Origin of the sequence: Pseudophaeobacter sp. 1A09344 (genome assembly GCF_041008745.1) — a bacterium.
GTDB classification, from domain to species: domain Bacteria; phylum Pseudomonadota; class Alphaproteobacteria; order Rhodobacterales; family Rhodobacteraceae; genus Phycobacter; species Phycobacter gallaeciensis_A.
In genome coordinates this window covers 126,538-143,270 of record NZ_JAXGFS010000002.1, presented here as the reverse complement: position 1 = coordinate 143,270, position 16,733 = coordinate 126,538, and the positions used below count along the sequence as shown (strand labels likewise).

Here is a 16,733-nt window from a genome sequence, read left to right as displayed (position 1 = left end):
TGCACGGCGCGCCCTGTGAAAGCGCAGGCGTTGCCCGCGCAGAGGCACAGCCAAATGCAAATGGAAATGAGAACATGAAAACAGCAGCAATCATTGGCGGTGGCGTGATCGGCGGCGGCTGGGCCGCCCGGTTCCTTCTGAACGGCTGGAACGTACGGGTCTTTGATCCCGACCCTGAGGCGGAGCGCAAGATCACGGATGTGCTGGATAACGCCCGTCGGTCCTTGCCGGGGCTTGGCAACGTGGCCCTGCCTGCCGAGGGCGCGCTGTCTTTCCATCCGACCATTGCCGAGGCGGTTGCTGGCGCTTCCTGGGTGCAGGAAAGCGTGCCTGAGCGGCTGGACCTGAAGCAGAAGGTCTATGGCGAACTTCAGCAGCATGTGGCGCGGGGCGCGGTGATCGGCTCCTCCACCTCTGGCTACAAGCCGTCGCAATTGCAGGAGGGGTTTGACAATGCGGCGCAGATCGTGGTCGCGCATCCCTTTAACCCGGTCTACCTGATGCCGCTGGTCGAAGTGGTCACGACCGAGGCCAATACGCCCGAGGTCATCGACAAAGCCAAGGCGATCATTACCGAAATCGGTATGTACCCGCTGCATCTGAAAAAGGAAATCGACGCCCATGTGGCGGACCGCTTCCTGGAGGCGGTCTGGCGCGAAGCGCTATGGCTGGTTAAGGACGGCATCGCCACCACCGAAGAGATCGATAATGCGATCCGCTACGGCTTTGGCATCCGCTGGGCGCAGATGGGCCTGTTCGAGACTTATCGCGTTGCGGGCGGCGAAGCGGGCATGAAGCACTTCCTGGCCCAATTCGGCCCTTGCCTTACCTGGCCCTGGACCAAGTTGATGGATGTGCCGGAATACAACGACGAGCTGGTCGACCTGATTGCCGGTCAATCCGATGCGCAATCGGGCAAATACTCGATCCGTGAGCTGGAGCGGATCCGCGACGACAACCTTGTCGGCATGATGCGGGCGCTGGGCAATACCAACTGGGGCGCGGGTGCGCTTCAGAACGCCCATGACAAGGCGCGCGAAGGCGCCATGGGGCTGGCCAGCACCATGCAGGACGTCGCCGACCTGTCGCAGCCGGTTCTGACCTTGAACCGCACCGTTCCGTTGGATTGGACAGACTACAATGGTCACATGACCGAAAGCCGCTATCTGGACGCCTTTGCCCAGTCCACCGACCGAATGATGGCAATCATCGGCTGCGATGCCGACTATATCGCCTCGGGCGGCAGTTTCTTTACCGCCGAGACCCACATCCGCCACATCGACGAGGTGCATGCAGGCCATCCCATTCAGGTCAGGACGCGGTTGATCATGGCCGAAGGCAAAAAGATGCACCTGTGGCATGAAATGTACGAAGGTGAACGTCTGCTGGCGACCGGGGAACACATGCTGCTGCATGTGGATCTGAAAACCCGCCGCTCGGCGCCGCCCGCGCCGCATCTGGCAGCGAACCTGACAAAATTCGCCGAGGCGCATGCGGCACTGCCGGCCCCCGAGGGGCTGGGTCGCGCCATCGGCGCGCCGCGCTAGGGCGGCGGCGATGCGGGTTCTGATCACCGCCGGGGCATCGGGCATTGGCCGCGCCATGGGCGAGGCTTTTGATGCCGCCGGGGCCGAGGTATGGGTCACCGATCTCGACCCCGCAGCGCTGGAGGCGCTGCCGGATCACTGGCACTGCCACGCGGCGAATGCCGCGTCCGAGCCGGAGATGCGGGCGGTCTTCGACAAGATCGCCGACGCTGGTGGGCTCGATGTGCTCTGCGCCAATGCAGGCATCGCCGGGCCGACCGCGCTGGTCGAGGATATCGACCTTGAGGACTGGCGCTCTTGTGTCAGCGTCAATCTCGAAGGCGCTTTCCTTGCCGCCAAACATGCCACGCCGCTGATGAAATCGGCGGGGCGGGGGGCGATCGTGCTGACCTCCTCGACGGCGGGGATCTATGGCTATCCGAACCGGGCGCCCTATTCGGCGGCGAAATGGGCGGTGATTGGCCTGATGAAAACCCTCGCGATGGAACTGGGGCCTTTTGGCATCCGCGCCAATGCGATCTGCCCCGGCGCGGTGGAAGGACCGCGCATGGAGGGGGTGCTGGAGCGGGAAGCGGCGCTGAAGGGCATGAGCCGCGATGCGGTGTATGAGGGATATGCTTCGGGCACCTCGATGCGGTCCTGGGTGACAGCCGCGGATGTGGCCAATATGGCGGTCTTCCTTGGCTCTGACGCGGCGCGGCTGGTGTCGGGGCAGGTGATCGCGGTGGATGGTCATACCGAAAACCCGGACCCGAAGGTCTGAAGGTGGCTCGGCCTGCTGCCGCAGGCCGAGCCTGAAGCTGCGCCTGGGCGCAGCTGTGCCTAATCGCGGATACCGGTTTTCCAGGCCCGCAGCCGTTCGGGCAGCTGACGGGCGGTCAGATCCGCCTCGCGGATCAGTTGGTCGAAATGGTTGGTGAAGGTCTCGATCCGTTCGCGGTCGCGGAATGCCATGTAGTGGCTTCCGGCATAAAACACGCAAAGCAGCGGCCCGAAAATGGTCACAGGCGATGCGAACAGGCGTTTTGCATCAAAGAGATAGATCCGTAGCCGCGGGTAGAGTTGAGTGCAAAGCCGCTCGAAATGATCCAGCTGCTCCAGCCGGATGTCCAGCGGCAGACCTTCGTAGTAGCCACAGGCATTGGCAAAGCTTTCCAACTCGTACAGCGGCATCGCGATTTCATAGTCGGATTGGGCTTGCCGCATCAGGGACAGGCGGTCTTCGGAGGCGCCGATGGCCTGATCGGCAGTGCGGCCCAGGTGCGGCGCATATTCCCATTCCAGCAGGGCGCGGGTTTTCAGCAGATCGGGCAGGGCGGCCGGCACATGGCGGATCTTGTAACCCGCTGCCTCCCGATGCCATTCGAAAATCCTTTCATCCACCAGGGCGCGTGGCGCCTCGGTGACGGACATGCTGGAGGCCAGCAGCTCTGCCGCGCTTTCGGGGCGGTCCGACAGGCTCAGCAGCCAATCCGCCGATACGCCAAGCGCCGAGGCGCAGGACCCCACCACATGCGCATTCGGCAGCCGGGCGCCGTCATCGGTGAGCAGCTGCGAAATGGTGGACCGGTCCACGCCGGTCTGGCGGGCAAGGGCGCTTTGGCTCATCCCGCGTTCACCAAGTGCCCGATTCAGGCGTTCGCGGAATTGCTGCGCCCGAGCCCGTTTGTCAATTTTGGTATCCATTGGTAACAAATATCACATATGATGAAGTTTGTTAATTACATTCAGAATGTCGAACATCCGGTACCGGGCCTAGTCTGAGCGCAGGAGCAGGACAGGGCGCGGCTGATGGCACCGCCTGCCAGCTCCAGTCAGCACAGTGTAGGAGGTACTATGGAAACGCGCAGACGTTCTGTCGTGAAAGCGGTGATCTGGAATGTGATTGGCCTGACCGTGATGACGGTTGTGGGCATGCTTGCAACCGGATCGGCGACGGTCGGCGGGGCGATGGCCCTGGTGAACACGGGGCTGGGGTTCGTCACCTACCTGATCTATGAGCGGATCTGGGCCGGGATCGCCTGGGGGCGGGCGCATGTCTGAGGCGCGCGTGCAAATGTCCGAGGTACACAGCCAGGGTACGGAGGCGCCGATACTGCCCTCTGACCTGATGCCGCGCGGAGTTGAATGGGGCACGCTGGTGCTGATCCTGATCTGCTATACCGCCTGGTTTGCGGTGATTTTTTGGCTCTCGGCCTTCAGCACGGCACTCGCCGTGGTACTGGCGGGCGTGTTGATCGCCTTTCACTCTTCGCTGTGTCACGAGGCCTTGCACGGGCATCCGTTCCGCAACCGGATCCTGAACGAGGCGCTGATGGCGCTGCCGCTCAACCTGGTGATCCCCTACGGCCGCTTTCGCGACACCCATCTGGCGCATCATCAGGATGAGCGGCTGACCGACCCGTTCGACGATCCCGAAAGCAACTTCATGTGCCCCGAGGTCTGGCGCGGGCTGGCGCGGTGGAAACGCGCCGTTCTACGTATGAACAACACCCTGCTGGGGCGGATGCTGCTGGGGCCGCTGATCGGGCAGATCTGTTTCATGGCGGGGGACTGGCAGCTCGTCCGGCAGGGCGACAGGCGGGTGATTGCGGATTGGCTCCTGCACATTGCCGGCAGCGCGCTGGTGGTCTGGCTGGTGCTGCGTGCGCCGATGCCGGTCTGGGCCTATGCCATTGCCGCCTATCTGGGATTGGCACTGCTGAAGATCCGAACCTTTCTGGAACACCGCGCCCATGAAGAGGTCCGTGGCCGCACCGTGGTGATCGAGGATCGCGGGCCGCTGGCGCTGCTGTTCCTCAACAACAACCTGCATATCGTGCACCACATGCACCCGGGCGTGCCCTGGCACGCGCTGCCGCGGCTCTATCATCGGCACCGCGCGCTCTATCAGGCGGCCAACCGTGCCTATGTGTTCCCCTCCTACCGGCAGATTTTTCGCGACTATTTCCTGCGGGCCAAGGATCCGGTGCCGCATCCGCTCTGGCAAAAGGGGAAATAAGCGCTCATAAGCTGATCATGCTGACCTGGATTCCCGTTTCAATCGCCGCCGCGAGCTTTCAGACCGTACGCTTCATGCTGCAAAAGGTTCTGAGCAGTGTCACCCTGTCCCCGGGCGGGGCGACCTTTGCCCGCTTTGCCTATTCGGCGCCGATCATTCTGGCGGCACTGGCGGCTTATCTGATGGCAACAGGGCAGAGCCTGCCGCATCTAGGCCTCATGTTCTGGGTCTTTGCCACCATCGGCGGCACGGCGCAGATCCTCGCCACGGTCTGTGTGGTAGCCCTGTTCAAGCAGCGCAATTTCGCGGTTGGTATCACCTTCAAGAAGACCGAGGTTATCCAGACCGCGATTGTCGGCCTTGTGGTGCTGGGGGACGGGATCAGCCCCTCGGGCTGGGCAGCGATCCTGATCGGGCTCTCGGCAGTTCTCGTCTTGTCGAAAACTCCGGAAGTGAAGGGCGCCTGGTGGCAGCATCTGACCAACAAGGCCTCACTGCTGGGGCTTGGCTCTGGTGTGCTTTTCGCCTTTTCCGCCGTCAGCTATCGCGGGGCATCACTGCAACTGGGCGATCTGGACCCGATCTTTCGTGCCGGAGTGACGCTGGCATCGGTTGTCTCCTTGCAGACATTGCTGATGCTGATCTGGCTGGCGCTCAAGGAAAAGGGTGAGATCACCCGCGTCTGGCAGGCGCGCCGGGTTGCGGTCTGGGTTGGTCTGACCAGTATGGGCGGTTCGTTCTGCTGGTTCTGGGCCTTCACCTTGCAAAACGCTGCCTACGTCAAGGCGCTGGGACAGATCGAACTGGTGCTGTCGCTGCTGGCCTCGGTCCTGTTCTTCCGGGAGAAAATCACCGTCCGCGAAATCACCGGCATGGGACTGCTGATCCTGTCGATCCTCGCGTTGGTGCTGGCGATCTGACCTTCCGCCGTCACGGAGGGGTGAGCAGGTTCAGGAGCTTTCCGGCATCGGATAGCCCTTCAGCCGCAGGAACAGGCTGGTTTCATCGTCGTTGCGGAAATAGGGTACGCTGTCCGGCGGATTGGTGTCGCGGATGCGGCCAGTCACCTCGGCTAGAACCACTTCGGTGATAAAGGGCAGATCGAAGGTACGGACCTCGCTGAGCGGGATCCACTGCAGATGCGACAGCTCGTCCGAGGCCTGTGAGAAATCATCGAGATCGCCGACAATGGCATCGGCATCGATCAGAAAGAATCGGGCATCAAACCGACGGGGGCGGCCCGGCGGCGTCAGTGCCCGGAACACGAATTGCAATGCCCGCGCCGAAGGCAGATGGCCGCTTTGCGCAAAGGCCTGCCAATCTTCGGGAACCGGATCGCTCCAGTCCCCCGGCGTACCCAGCAAGAGCCCGGTTTCCTCCCACAGCTCGCGGATCGCGGCAATGGCCAGTGCGTGGTGCAGATCGTGCGGCGCCTGTTCGGACAGGCGGTCGCGGCAGACTGCGGGCAGAGGATCGGCCAGCGGCACGGAACTGTCGGCCAGATCCACCGCGCCGCCGGGAAAGACGAACTTGTTCGGCATGAAGGCAGCCTTGGCGCCACGCTGGCCCATCAGGACCTGCGGGTCATCGGCCATCCGATCACGTACGGCGATCACCGTCGCCGCGTTGCGGATTGCCGTTTTGTCCTGACTTGTTACGCCCTGAACCTCTGCGCTGCTCATCTGCCTCTCCCCTTTGTTCCCAAAGGGTTCAGGTTCTGTCTTCGAACCCGTGCATCCGCCGCGCCCATTGATAGGCGACGACAACCCCCTTCAGTCTGGGGAGAAGATACAGCGACGAAGCCAGACAGCCAATCGAGAAAACTGTGAACGTTACGAGAGGTGCCGGCCGCCAGGCGAAATAAACCACATGCAGCAGCGGCGCCATCAGATGGCCCACCACCAGAATGGTCAGATAGGCGGGGCCGTCATCGGCGCGGTGGCCGGACAGATCGAGGCCGCAATTGCTGCAGCTGTCGTTCACCTTGAGGTAGGAATGCAGCAGTTTGCCTTTGCCGCATTCGGGGCATTTCTGACGCCAGCCTTTCAGCAGGGCAGGCATTGTCTCGCGTTCGGTATCGGTGTCGGGGGCCATCACGGCTTGGGACTCAGTCATGAAATATCCTGTGTTGCAAACGCATGTTTGCGCGCTTCTTGCCCGAGGGAAAGGGGGGCGCACAAGGTCTGCGGCTGGATGCCGCAAAAATAGCAGGCAAAAGTAAATCACATTTTTGCGACGGAAAGATCGGGCTGCGGCGTTTCTTCTATGCATCGGGCAGCACAGGGCTGCCACCAATCAAAGGGAAGATGACATGAAACATACGCAGTTCATCGCCGCTATCGTTGCAGTTGCCGGCCTGGCCGGAGCTACGGCTGCTCTTGCTCAATCGGGTCCCGGCCATCACGGCCCTAAAGTGTCGTTCGAGGAACTGGATGCCGATGGCAATGGCGCGGTGTCGCCCGAGGAAATGACCGCCCACCGTGCGGCCCGTTTCGCGCAGGTTGATGCGAATGGTGACGGCAAACTGTCGGTCGAGGAAATGCAGGCCGAGGGTGCGCGGCGCGCAGCCCAGCGTGCGGCGCGGATGATGGAACGGTTCGATAGCGATGGCGATGGCGCGCTCAGTCAGGATGAGTTGCCTGATCACTCCAAGCGTGGTGATATGTTCTCTCGGATGGACAAGGACGGCAATGGCGCTGTGTCAAAGGAAGAGTTTGACCAGGCCCGGATGAACCGTGGTGGTATGCATCATGGCGGCAAGGGCGGCAAGAATTGCGGTCAGAAACAGGGCATGGGGCAGAACTGATCCTTCAGGCGTGCTGCAAAGAATGGATACATCAGCGGGCAGGGCTTCCTTGGAAGGCCTGCCCAAGGTGAGCGCGTCGCCGGATGACGAGGTGCTGCTGGAACTCTTTGCCCAGGGCGACCAGCGCGCGGCAGCCCTGCTGACCGAGCGGCTTGGCCCCCGTGCATTCGGGGTGGCCATGCGGGTTCTGGGCAACCGGGCCGAAGCAGAGGATGTGACACAGGAGGCGATGATGCGCCTGTGGCGGATCGCTCCGGAGTGGCGGCGCGGAGAGGCGAAGATCTCGACCTGGCTCTACCGTGTGGTGATGAACCTTTGCATCGATCTGAAACGTCGCCAGCGCGGCGGGTATCTGGACCTGGACGCGGTCCCCGACCCGCCAGATCCGGCGCAAAGCGCGCCCGAGGCGATGCAGGACGGGGCCCGCCATGATGCGCTGCAGGAGGCGCTGATGCAATTGCCCGAGCGGCAGCGTCAGGCAGTGATCTTGCGCCATCTGGAAGAGCTGGCAAATCCGGAAATCGCCGGAATTATGGATATTAGCGTTGAGGCGGTCGAAAGTTTGACTGCCCGGGGCAAGAGGGCGCTGGCGGCACTGCTTGCCGGGCGCCGAGAAGAGTTGGGGTATCACGATGGCTGACACCGAAAAAGATATCGACCTGCTGGAGGCGCTGTTCGAAGAGGCGCGGCGGGACCAGCCGACATTGCCGGATGACCTGAGTGCGCGCATTCTTGCGGATGCAGCGGATGTTCAGGCCCGGCAGGCGGCGGCTTTGGCCGTGCCCCCCGCGCAAAACCCCGCCGCGACATTTGCCTCATCCGCAATCGGGATGTGGCGCCAGTTTCGCGCTGCTGTTGGCGGATGGCCGGCCATGGGCGGCATGGCGGCCGCCTGCGCTGTCGGGCTGTGGATTGGACTGGCGCCGCCGTCTTTCCTACCGGACCCGGCCGAGTTCACGCAGCTGTCCGTGGATACGACAGCACTGCCATACGACAGTTACGACCTGGCCGTGATGCTGGGTGAGGAGACAGAATGAGCACTGACGGACAAACCCCGGCCTCTTCGAATACAGCGCGTCCCGGCTCCTCTGGCGGCGGAGCGGATGAACCCCGGACTGGAATGCGGCTTTGGCTGAAGGTGCTTCTGGCGGTGTCTCTGGCTGCCAACCTTGCGGTGGCGGGGCTTGCGATCGGGGCGTTCATGCGCTGGCATGACGGATCGCATCCGGGCAAGCGTCCTCCCTCGGTCGGGTCGATGATATTTCGCGATCTGGACCGGGAGACCCGGACAGAACTGCACCGCCGCGCCGAAGGGGATCATGGCAGCTATGGGGCCCGCCGCCGCGCCGAGGGCGAGGCAGTCATCGCGATCTTGCGGGGGGATCCCTTTGATGCCGGGCAGCTGGCCAGGGTCCTGGAGCAGCAGGCCGACAACCGGCGGGCCTTTCAGATCTCGGTGCAGCGGGCCTGGATCGCCCAGGTGGAGGCCATGACTGCAGATGAACGCGTTCGCTATGCCGAGCGGATGCGGGAGATGCTGCGCCGACATGCGGAATGGCACAAGGCGCATAGGTCCGGGAAACCCTGATATTGCTGCGCAAAGTAGGCAGTGCCGGAAACTAATAGCAGCGATGAGGAGCGCTCAGGCGACTGCTGTGTCGGGCCGTGACAGGGTGACCTGGTTGCGGCCTGAGTTCTTGGCGCCATAGAGCGCCTGATCTGCCTTGGCGATCAGAGAGGTGACATTTGTCATCTCTTTCTCAGCACCATCGCCAATGACCGCGCCGATGCTAATCGTCACCGCGATTGGTTCATCAATTTCTGGCACATCAAAGGGAGTGCTGTTGATCGCGTTGCACAGGGCAACGGCGGCCTCGCTCGCTTCCTGTTCATTGGCGCCGGGCAGGACGATCATGAATTCCTCGCCGCCAACCCGCGCCAGCAGGTCCACCGGGCGCAGGTGGCTTTGCAGCCGGCGGGAGGCTTCGATCAGAACCGCGTCGCCGACTGGGTGGCCATAGCGGTCGTTGATCTGCTTGAAGTGGTCAAGGTCGGCCAGCATCAGAGCGAATTTATCGCCGCTTTCGGCGGCGCTGCGGGCGGTGCGGTCCAGAAATGGTTTGGCATAGCGGCGGTTGAAGAGCCCGGTCATCGGATCTTCGACAGCGGCGCGCAGCCCGTTGCGGACGCTGTCGCGCAGCAGGTCGTGGCGGTGCTTGTATTGCAGCTGCGTGCCAAGACGCAGCGCCAGTTCCTCGACGTTGAAGCCGTTTTGCAGCACATCATGGGCGCCGCGGTCCAATGCTTCGGCGGCGATATGCGCATCGGCCGGATTGGGCACTGCGATGACCACCGACTGACGGGTGGTGGCACGGGCTCTCAGATCGGCCAGAAGCCGCAGACCGACGCCCGACGACATTTCGTTCAGCTCGATAATGAAAACATCGGCGACGGGATCGCTCATCAACGGCTGGATGTCACCGATCTGATGGGTGCGGATGTCATGCGGCACGTGGTGGGACAGACGGTCCTGCCAGTCCCGCGCGGTCTGGATATCCTCGGCCACCAGCGCCACCGTTGCCTTGATGTTGTGGGGGGCGCGACTGCGGTCGGTCAGGGGCAGGACAAAGCCATGCGAGGCATCGCGCTGGAGGTTCAGTTCTTCATTGGCGCTGCGGGTGCGCAGCAGGCTGCGGATCCGGGCCTGCAGGATCACATCGTCCAGCGGTTGCGGCAGCACGTCGTCGATCCCTGCCGAAAGCGCCTCAAGCCGCCGCATGGGGTTATCCGTGCGGCTGACGGCGATCACCGGCACATCGGCCAGGCTGTCGTCGCGGGTCAGTTCCCGTTTCACATCTGCGGCGCTGCCATCGGGCAGGGAGTTGGCGGTCAGAACCAGATCGGGGCGGCAGCCACGGGCAATTTCCAGCACACCGGAGACCTGTGTCGCCAGCACGACATCATAATAGGCGGCAGCAAGCTGCACCTTCATCATGATGCGGTTGGTTGATACACCGTCTATGACCAGAATGGTTCCCTGCACGCGCAATCCTTTCGAGGCATGCGTTTCGATGACTAGAAGTTTTCACCTCTGCTGGTTAATAAACCCTTTCATATTTTCATTAAAATGGCCGCAAAGTGTCAGGAAGGTGCCGATATGCAGTTTTCCGCCGATCAAGCTGAAACCATTGCCTTGCAGGCCCTTGCCTGGCTGTCCGGAAATGACGAATTGTTTCCGGTGTTTATGGGCGCAACCGGGGCCAGCGAGGATGATTTGCGCAGTCGCGCCACCGATCCGGAATTTTTGGGCTCGGTGCTCGATTTCTTAACGATGGACGATTCCTGGGTGATGGAATTCTGTGACAGTCTGGGCCTCAGTTATGAGACGCCAATGCACGCGCGGATGGCGCTTCCGGGTGGTGCGCAGGTTCACTGGACCTGATATGCAGTGCTCTGACCATATTCTGATCAGGACCTTGTGATGCCGGTAGATGCTTTTCTGTTCGACAAGGACGGAACCCTTTTTGATTTTGCTGCCACCTGGAATAGCTGGGCGGCCGGGGTGCTGAAAAGCCTCGCGGGCGGGGATGTGGCCCTCGCAGGCGCCATGGCCGACACGCTGCGGTTCGATCTGAAGCGGGAGTGTTTCCATCCGGACAGTTTCGTGATCGCGGGCACCAACGGTGAGGTGGCGGCGGCCCTGGCGCCCCATGTGCCGCACATTAGCGAGGCCGAGCTGGAGCGGTTTCTGGCCGAAGGCGCAGCCAATGCGGCGCTAGCCGAGGCCGTGCCGCTTGCCGATTTCCTGGACGGGCTGCTGGCGCGGGGCAAGGTGCTGGGGGTGATGACCAATGATGCCGAAGTGTCGGCGCTGAGCCAGCTTGAGCGGGCAGGGGTTCTGGACCGCTTCACCTTTGTCGCCGGGTTCGATAGCGGCCATGGCGCCAAACCGGATGCCGCGCCGCTCTTGGCATTCTGCAAGGCCTGCGGCGTCGCCCCAGAACGGACCGCGATGGTTGGCGACAGCCTGCATGACCTGCAGGCGGCGGCGGCGGCGGGCATGCGCCGTCTTGGGGTGCTCACCGGAATGGCCAGCCATCAGGATCTGGCGCCTCACGCCGATGCGGTCTTGCCGGACATTGGCCATATTCCCGAATGGCTCGACCGCGCGGGCCAGCCAGCGGCGCAATAACCTGCGATCCTGACGTGATGTTGCTGTGCGGAGCTGTCCGCGCAGCCAAAAATTTGGGCTGAACTGTTCACTTGTGTCCAGAAAATGCCTCCATGCGCCCCGGGGAGTGAAAAAACGACAGCGGATGTCGTGAACGGAAAGGTTGCAAGCCTCGTTCTCGGGCCAGTTGAACGGCGCAAGAAAACACAGACGCTTCAACAGGACGGAGGTCATCATGGCACGAGCAACAGCGGGACGCAGGCGCGGCGGCGGCAGAGCAGGCGCGGCGGCCCGGCGCGGAGACGCGGCACTGGCGCAGATGCCCTGGTCGATTCCGGTGAACATTGACCGTCCCATTGAACCGCTTAGCCCGGAAGGCGTTGAAGCCATCCACGATGGCGCCATGCGCATCCTCGAAGAGATCGGTATTGTCTTCCTCAACCCCGAGGCGCTGGAGATTTTCAAAGAAGCAGGCTGCCGTGTCGAGGGCGATCTGGTGCGGATGGACCGCGAGTTCGTGATGGAGATGGTGGGCAAGGCGCCGGACAGCTTTGACATCACCCCGCGCAATCCAGAGCGCAGGATCCCCATTGGCGGCAATCATATCCTGTTCGGTAATGTTTCCTCCCCGCCCAACTACTGGGACATGGAGCTGAACAAGAAAGTCGCGGGCACGCAGGAGCAGTGCCGGAACCTTCTGAAGCTGACGCAGTATTTCAACTGCATCCATTTCGCCGGTGGATATCCGGTGGAGCCCGTGGATATCCATGCCTCTGTGCGCCACCTTGATGTGCTTTATGACAAGCTGACGCTGACCGACAAGGTGATGCACGCTTACTCGCTGGGCAAGGAGCGGGTTGAGGACGTGATGGAAATGGTGCGGATCGCCGGGGGGCTGAGCCATGAAGAGTTCGAGTCCCGCCCGCATATGTACACCAACATCAACTCGACCTCGCCGCTGAAGCATGACTTCCCGATGATCGACGGCTGTCTGCGGTTGGTCCGCAAGGGGCAGGCGGTGGTTGTGACGCCCTTTACCCTGGCCGGGGCGATGGCGCCTGTCACCATGTCAGGTGCAGTGGCGCAATCGCTGGCGGAATCGCTTTGTGCCATTGCGTTGTTCCAATATGTGCGGCCCGGCACGCCCTGTGCGATTGGCACCTTCACGTCAAATGTGGACATGAAATCCGGTGCTCCCGCCTTTGGCACGCCGGAATACATGCGCGCCACCCAGATGACCGGCCAGATGGCGCGCTACTATGGCTTGCCGATGCGCTCTTCCGGGGTCTGTGCGGCCAATGTGCCGGATGGGCAGGCCATGTGGGAGACGTCGAATTCCCTCTGGGCGGCGGTGCAGTCGGGCACCAATATGGTCTACCACGCCGCTGGCTGGCTGGAGGGCGGTCTGATCGCCAGCCCGGAAAAGTTCATCATGGATTGCGAGGTGCTGCAGCAGATCCAGCGCTACTTGCAGCCGCAGATCTGCGCCACCGGCCCAGAGGAGATTGCTCTGGATGCCATCCGGGAGGTCGGTAACGACGGGCACTTCTTTGGCCTGAAACACACGCAGGACCGCTATACGGATGCATTCTATCAACCCTTCCTCAGCGACTGGCGCAACTATGAAGCCTGGGAGGCGGCAGGTGCAGTCTGGACGCCGGAGCGGGCGCATAAGATCTATAAGGACATTTTGGCCGATTTCGAGGCACCGCCGATGGACGACGCGATCCGCGAGGAGCTGGGCGATTTCGTGGCCCGTCGCAAGGCCGAAGGCGGCGCACCCACAGATTTCTAATCAAAATCGGCGACAGGGCGTCATAAGGGAAACGCCAAGCGTGGGGTCAAAATGACCCGTGGCCCTCTGATTCCCTGTCATTTTGTCTAAATGGCCAGAAAGTTTGCATGCGCAGATTTTCTGGTTACTGCTGTCTGCCCTGATTGTGAGCCGCAGGTCTGAGGCAGAGCGCGGCGGTCTCAGTTTCGGTGACCGCGATAGCTTGTGTTTTCCTTGCAGTCTTCGTGGTTTACGCAGACTCTCTTGGCAGAGTCCCGTGTCGGAATAGTGAAAACCTGGGATGGTTTTCCGGCTGGTTTCCTGAGGTATTTGGCCGAATTTCGTGCGCTTATAGGGCCGCGTTGGCTAAAACCACCGACGTTAATCTAAGAGAAAATTAGGGAAGTATCTCTAACCTTGCATGTAAATGAGCGTCACTAAAGGACCAGTCTACTATGCCTACGTTTCTCTACCGATTGCCGGCCCGTATCTATGCGCTGGCAGGATTGGGGGTTGCTCTTGCCGCCGCTTTGACCTTTGTGCTCCTGACCCGCGCTGTCGACAACGCCTACGAGATGCGGGAAAAAGAACTCGACAGCCTGACCGATGCCATGGTCAGCGTGCTGGCCGATCTGGAGGCGCAGGTTCAAGCAGGTTCCCTGACCCCGGAAGAGGCCCAGGAACGCGGGATCGCTGCGGTTGAGACGCCGCGCTTTGGCACGGCGGGATATTTCTTTGCGCTGAACCGGCAGAACTACATGGTCGCCCATCCGGTCGCCAAGCAGCTGATCGGCAAGGATCAGACCATGTTCGAAGACGTCAATGGCGTCCTTGTGTTTCAGGAATTCCAGAAGATCGCGGATTCGACGGGCCACGGTCCGCTCATTTTCCACTTCAACAAGCCTGACTCGGACATCCCCGAGGCAAAGATGGGCTATGTAAAGCTGTTTGAGCCCTGGGGCTGGATCGTCGGTACTGGCGCCTATGTGGCCGATATCGAGGCGGATGTTGCCGCCATGCGCAATTCTGCCCTGATCGCGCTAGTGATCGGACTGGCAGCCATGGGGGTTGCAGCCTTCTTCCTGGCGCGCAGCGTGATCAAGCCGGTTGAACGGATCAAAGACCGTATGCAGTCCATGGCCGAGGGGGACACCAGTGCCGAGATTCCGGGATTGGCGAGCCACAGCGAGATCGGCGATATGGCGCGCACGCTGGACGTGTTCCGTACCTCTCTGATCCGCCAGAAAGAACTGGAAGCAGAACAGAAAGAGCGCGACCAGGCTCAGGCTCAGGTGGTACAGACTTTGACCAGCCGCCTGTCGGTTCTCGCGAATGGCGATCTGACCGTGCGTATCGACAGCGCCTTCCCCGAGGACTACGAGCAGCTGCGTCTCGACTTCAACCGGACGGTCGAAAACCTCAGCGATACGGTGTCGAAAGTTGTGGAATCCGCTTCCAGCATTCGCAACGGCGCGGCTGAGATCAGCCAGTCCTCGGATGATCTATCGCACCGCACCGAAAGTCAGGCCGCAACGCTCGAAGAAACCGCTGCTGCGCTGGATGAACTGACAGCATCCGTCAAATCCGCGGCCGAAGGCGCACGCAGCGTCGAAAACATCATGGATGAGGCCAAGCAGGAAGCCGAAAACAGCGGCGTCGTGGTGCAAAGCGCGGTTTCGGCGATGACCGAGATCGAGCAATCCTCGACCCATATCGCCCAGATCATCAGTGTCATCGACGACATCGCCTTCCAGACCAACCTGCTCGCGCTGAACGCCGGCGTCGAAGCCGCCCGCGCAGGCGAAGCAGGCCGTGGTTTCGCCGTGGTTGCCTCCGAAGTGCGCGCCCTGGCGCAGCGGTCCTCGGATGCGGCGATGGAGATCAAGACCCTGATCGGCGACAGCTCGAAACAGGTGGAACGTGGCGTGGATCTTGTCGGCAAGGCCGGCGAGGCGCTGCAGAATATTGTGCAACGGGTCAACCACATCTCGAAACTGGTGACCGATATCGCCGAGGGCGCGGCCGAGCAATCGACCGGTCTGGGGGAAATCAACACTGGCGTTGTGCAGCTGGATCAGGTGACCCAGCAGAACGCCGCCATGGTGGAAGAGGCCACCGCTGCGGGTCACATGCTGAACAGCGACGCCACCAAGCTGGCCGAACTGGTCGCCCACTTCAAGATCACGGGCGGCAGCAATATTACCGCAATGCCGCAGCCTTCGGCACCCATCGCACCGACGGCTCATGGCGAAGATGATTGGGATCTGGACGAGATCACTCCGACCCCTGTCGCCGCAACGGACGGAAACGCCGCCATCGACAAGTGGCAGGACTTTTAACCTGTCATCGATCCGGGGCGCACAGGGTGCGCCCCACCAATTATGTAACTTTCGGTTGTTCACCGAACTAACGTGACTGGGTATAGAATTGACCTCTCAGAACCTATTAATAATAACAACTGACCGGACATTTGCCCGCTCTTTGCAAAGCCACATGGAAGCCGCATATCCCGGTATGAAAGTGCTTTTGGCTAACAACCTCATGATGGCCTACAACCAGGCCGAAGCGGCGCAGCCAACCTTTGCGTTTGTGGAGGATGGTTTCACCCGATTGCCAGAATTCGAAATGATGCTGGCACTGTTCTCGGCCGTGGACACCCGCTGGGTCTCGGTCATGGATAGCCCGGGTGCGACACCTGCACGCCAGTCTTCTCCGTTGCTGAACGTAGGCGCGGGTATTTTCGAACTGACAAAGGCGGACAGCCCGCGCCAGTTTGCCCAATATTACGACATGATGGTCAAGGCGCCGCGGCGCGGTGCCCCAGCGCGGACTTCTGCCTCAGCTCCGCCGCCGCCCAAACGCGATTTCAAGAAATTCATCCTGATCGGTTCCTCCACCGGCGGTGTCGAAGCGCTGCGTAGCGTATTGGTCGGCTTCACCCAGAATTGCCCACCGACGCTGATTGTTCAGCACACCGGCAAGAACTTCGGCCCCGGGCTGGTATCCCTTCTGGACCGGATCTGCGCCGCCAAGGTGGTTGCGGCCGAGGACGGCATGCAGATTGAATCGGGGCATGTCTACGTTGCCGCAGGACAAACCCGCCACATGGGGCTATCGCCCCGTAAACCTCTGCGCCTTCGCATGAAAGAAGGACCGCCAATTTCGGGCCACACCCCGTCCGTTGACGCTTTGTTCACTTCTGCCATGCCATATGGAAAGGACGTGGTCGCAACAATCCTGACCGGTATGGGCCAGGACGGAGCCAAAGGGCTTCTGGAGTTGCGCAAAGCCGGGGCAGCCACATTTGCACAAGACGAAAAATCGTCTGTTGTTTATGGAATGCCAAGGGTTGCCTGGGAAACTGGAGCCGCACAGAAACAAGTGTCTCTTGCCCGCATGGCCGGAGCGCTACTTCAGGCCTGCAAGACCTGAGC

18 protein-coding genes are annotated in these 16,733 nt (G+C 61.5%); 14 read left to right on the top strand and 4 right to left on the bottom strand.

The window, feature by feature from the left end:
- The first annotated feature begins 74 nt into the window (after positions 1 to 74).
- Entirely contained in the window at positions 75 to 1,547 is a 1,473-nt protein-coding gene (locus tag SM765_RS03835; RefSeq protein WP_274837433.1) for a carnitine 3-dehydrogenase, read from the top strand.
- A 10-nt stretch (positions 1,548 to 1,557) separates the two neighbouring features.
- A complete protein-coding gene (locus SM765_RS03830; RefSeq protein ID WP_274834751.1) occupies positions 1,558 to 2,310 on the top strand; it encodes an SDR family oxidoreductase in 753 nt (250 codons plus the stop codon).
- Between the two features lie 59 nt (positions 2,311 to 2,369).
- On the opposite strand, the gene SM765_RS03825 is transcribed toward SM765_RS03830, so the two are convergent.
- On the bottom strand, positions 2,370 to 3,233 hold the full coding sequence (locus SM765_RS03825; protein WP_274834750.1) for a helix-turn-helix domain-containing protein: 864 nt from the start codon (positions 3,231 to 3,233) through the stop codon (positions 2,370 to 2,372).
- A 150-nt stretch (positions 3,234 to 3,383) separates the two neighbouring features.
- On the opposite strand from SM765_RS03825, the gene SM765_RS03820 reads away from it, so the two are divergent.
- The 3 genes from SM765_RS03820 (at position 3,384) to SM765_RS03810 (ending at position 5,468) form a co-directional block, all read left to right on the top strand.
- Positions 3,384 to 3,590: a DUF2061 domain-containing protein gene (locus tag SM765_RS03820; protein WP_065271122.1), complete on the top strand. Its 207-nt coding sequence runs from the start codon at positions 3,384 to 3,386 to the stop codon at positions 3,588 to 3,590.
- 67 nt (positions 3,591 to 3,657) lie between these two features.
- A complete protein-coding gene (locus tag SM765_RS03815; RefSeq protein WP_274834949.1) occupies positions 3,658 to 4,548 on the top strand; it encodes a fatty acid desaturase in 891 nt (296 codons plus the stop codon).
- Positions 4,549 to 4,565: 17 nt separating this feature from the next.
- Positions 4,566 to 5,468, top strand: coding sequence for an EamA family transporter (locus SM765_RS03810; RefSeq protein ID WP_274837434.1), 903 nt, complete (start codon positions 4,566 to 4,568; stop codon positions 5,466 to 5,468).
- A gap of 30 nt (positions 5,469 to 5,498) precedes the next feature.
- Here the strand turns inward: SM765_RS03810 and SM765_RS03805 are convergent, their stop codons facing one another.
- Together SM765_RS03805 and SM765_RS03800 are read right to left on the bottom strand one after the other, a co-directional pair.
- Positions 5,499 to 6,230, bottom strand: a complete 732-nt coding sequence (locus SM765_RS03805; protein WP_065271120.1) for an NUDIX hydrolase — start codon at positions 6,228 to 6,230, stop codon at positions 5,499 to 5,501.
- A gap of 28 nt (positions 6,231 to 6,258) precedes the next feature.
- A complete protein-coding gene (locus tag SM765_RS03800) occupies positions 6,259 to 6,663 on the bottom strand; it encodes a DUF983 domain-containing protein (RefSeq protein ID WP_065271119.1) in 405 nt (134 codons plus the stop codon).
- Between the two features lie 196 nt (positions 6,664 to 6,859).
- Between SM765_RS03800 and SM765_RS03795 the strand changes: the two genes are divergently transcribed.
- The 4 genes from SM765_RS03795 to SM765_RS03780 are packed head-to-tail and all read left to right on the top strand — an operon-like array spanning position 6,860 to position 8,942.
- Positions 6,860 to 7,354, top strand: a complete 495-nt coding sequence (locus tag SM765_RS03795) for an EF-hand domain-containing protein (RefSeq protein WP_274832809.1) — start codon at positions 6,860 to 6,862, stop codon at positions 7,352 to 7,354.
- A gap of 22 nt (positions 7,355 to 7,376) precedes the next feature.
- A complete protein-coding gene (locus tag SM765_RS03790) occupies positions 7,377 to 7,994 on the top strand; it encodes an RNA polymerase sigma factor (protein WP_274829552.1) in 618 nt (205 codons plus the stop codon).
- The gene (locus SM765_RS03785; RefSeq protein ID WP_274829551.1) at positions 7,987 to 8,391 is read left to right on the top strand and encodes a hypothetical protein; all 405 of its coding nucleotides are present in this window, start codon (positions 7,987 to 7,989) and stop codon (positions 8,389 to 8,391) included. The genes SM765_RS03790 and SM765_RS03785 overlap by 8 nt, the downstream gene beginning before the upstream one ends.
- Positions 8,388 to 8,942: a periplasmic heavy metal sensor gene (locus SM765_RS03780; RefSeq protein ID WP_274834748.1), complete on the top strand. Its 555-nt coding sequence runs from the start codon at positions 8,388 to 8,390 to the stop codon at positions 8,940 to 8,942. Before SM765_RS03785 ends, SM765_RS03780 begins: the two co-directional genes overlap by 4 nt.
- A gap of 54 nt (positions 8,943 to 8,996) precedes the next feature.
- On the opposite strand, the gene SM765_RS03775 is transcribed toward SM765_RS03780, so the two are convergent.
- Positions 8,997 to 10,397 carry a diguanylate cyclase gene (locus tag SM765_RS03775; RefSeq protein WP_274837436.1) on the bottom strand — a complete coding sequence of 467 codons (1,401 nt, stop codon included), beginning with the start codon at positions 10,395 to 10,397 and terminating at the stop codon, positions 8,997 to 8,999.
- Between the two features lie 114 nt (positions 10,398 to 10,511).
- Here SM765_RS03775 and SM765_RS03770 point away from each other — a divergent pair, with 114 nt between their 5' ends.
- The 5 genes from SM765_RS03770 (at position 10,512) to SM765_RS03750 (ending at position 16,731) form a co-directional block, all read left to right on the top strand.
- Positions 10,512 to 10,796 carry a DUF3572 domain-containing protein gene (locus SM765_RS03770; RefSeq protein ID WP_274834746.1) on the top strand — a complete coding sequence of 95 codons (285 nt, stop codon included), beginning with the start codon at positions 10,512 to 10,514 and terminating at the stop codon, positions 10,794 to 10,796.
- Positions 10,797 to 10,835: 39 nt separating this feature from the next.
- Positions 10,836 to 11,546, top strand: a complete 711-nt coding sequence (locus SM765_RS03765) for an HAD family hydrolase (RefSeq protein WP_274834745.1) — start codon at positions 10,836 to 10,838, stop codon at positions 11,544 to 11,546.
- Positions 11,547 to 11,760: 214 nt separating this feature from the next.
- Positions 11,761 to 13,320 (top strand): trimethylamine methyltransferase family protein, encoded by a 1,560-nt coding sequence (locus SM765_RS03760; RefSeq protein ID WP_274837437.1) that lies wholly within the window; start codon positions 11,761 to 11,763, stop codon positions 13,318 to 13,320.
- A gap of 434 nt (positions 13,321 to 13,754) precedes the next feature.
- Positions 13,755 to 15,638 carry a methyl-accepting chemotaxis protein gene (locus SM765_RS03755; RefSeq protein WP_274834743.1) on the top strand — a complete coding sequence of 628 codons (1,884 nt, stop codon included), beginning with the start codon at positions 13,755 to 13,757 and terminating at the stop codon, positions 15,636 to 15,638.
- 154 nt (positions 15,639 to 15,792) lie between these two features.
- Positions 15,793 to 16,731: a CheB methylesterase domain-containing protein gene (locus SM765_RS03750; RefSeq protein ID WP_274830766.1), complete on the top strand. Its 939-nt coding sequence runs from the start codon at positions 15,793 to 15,795 to the stop codon at positions 16,729 to 16,731.
- Positions 16,732 to 16,733: the final 2 nt, after the last annotated feature.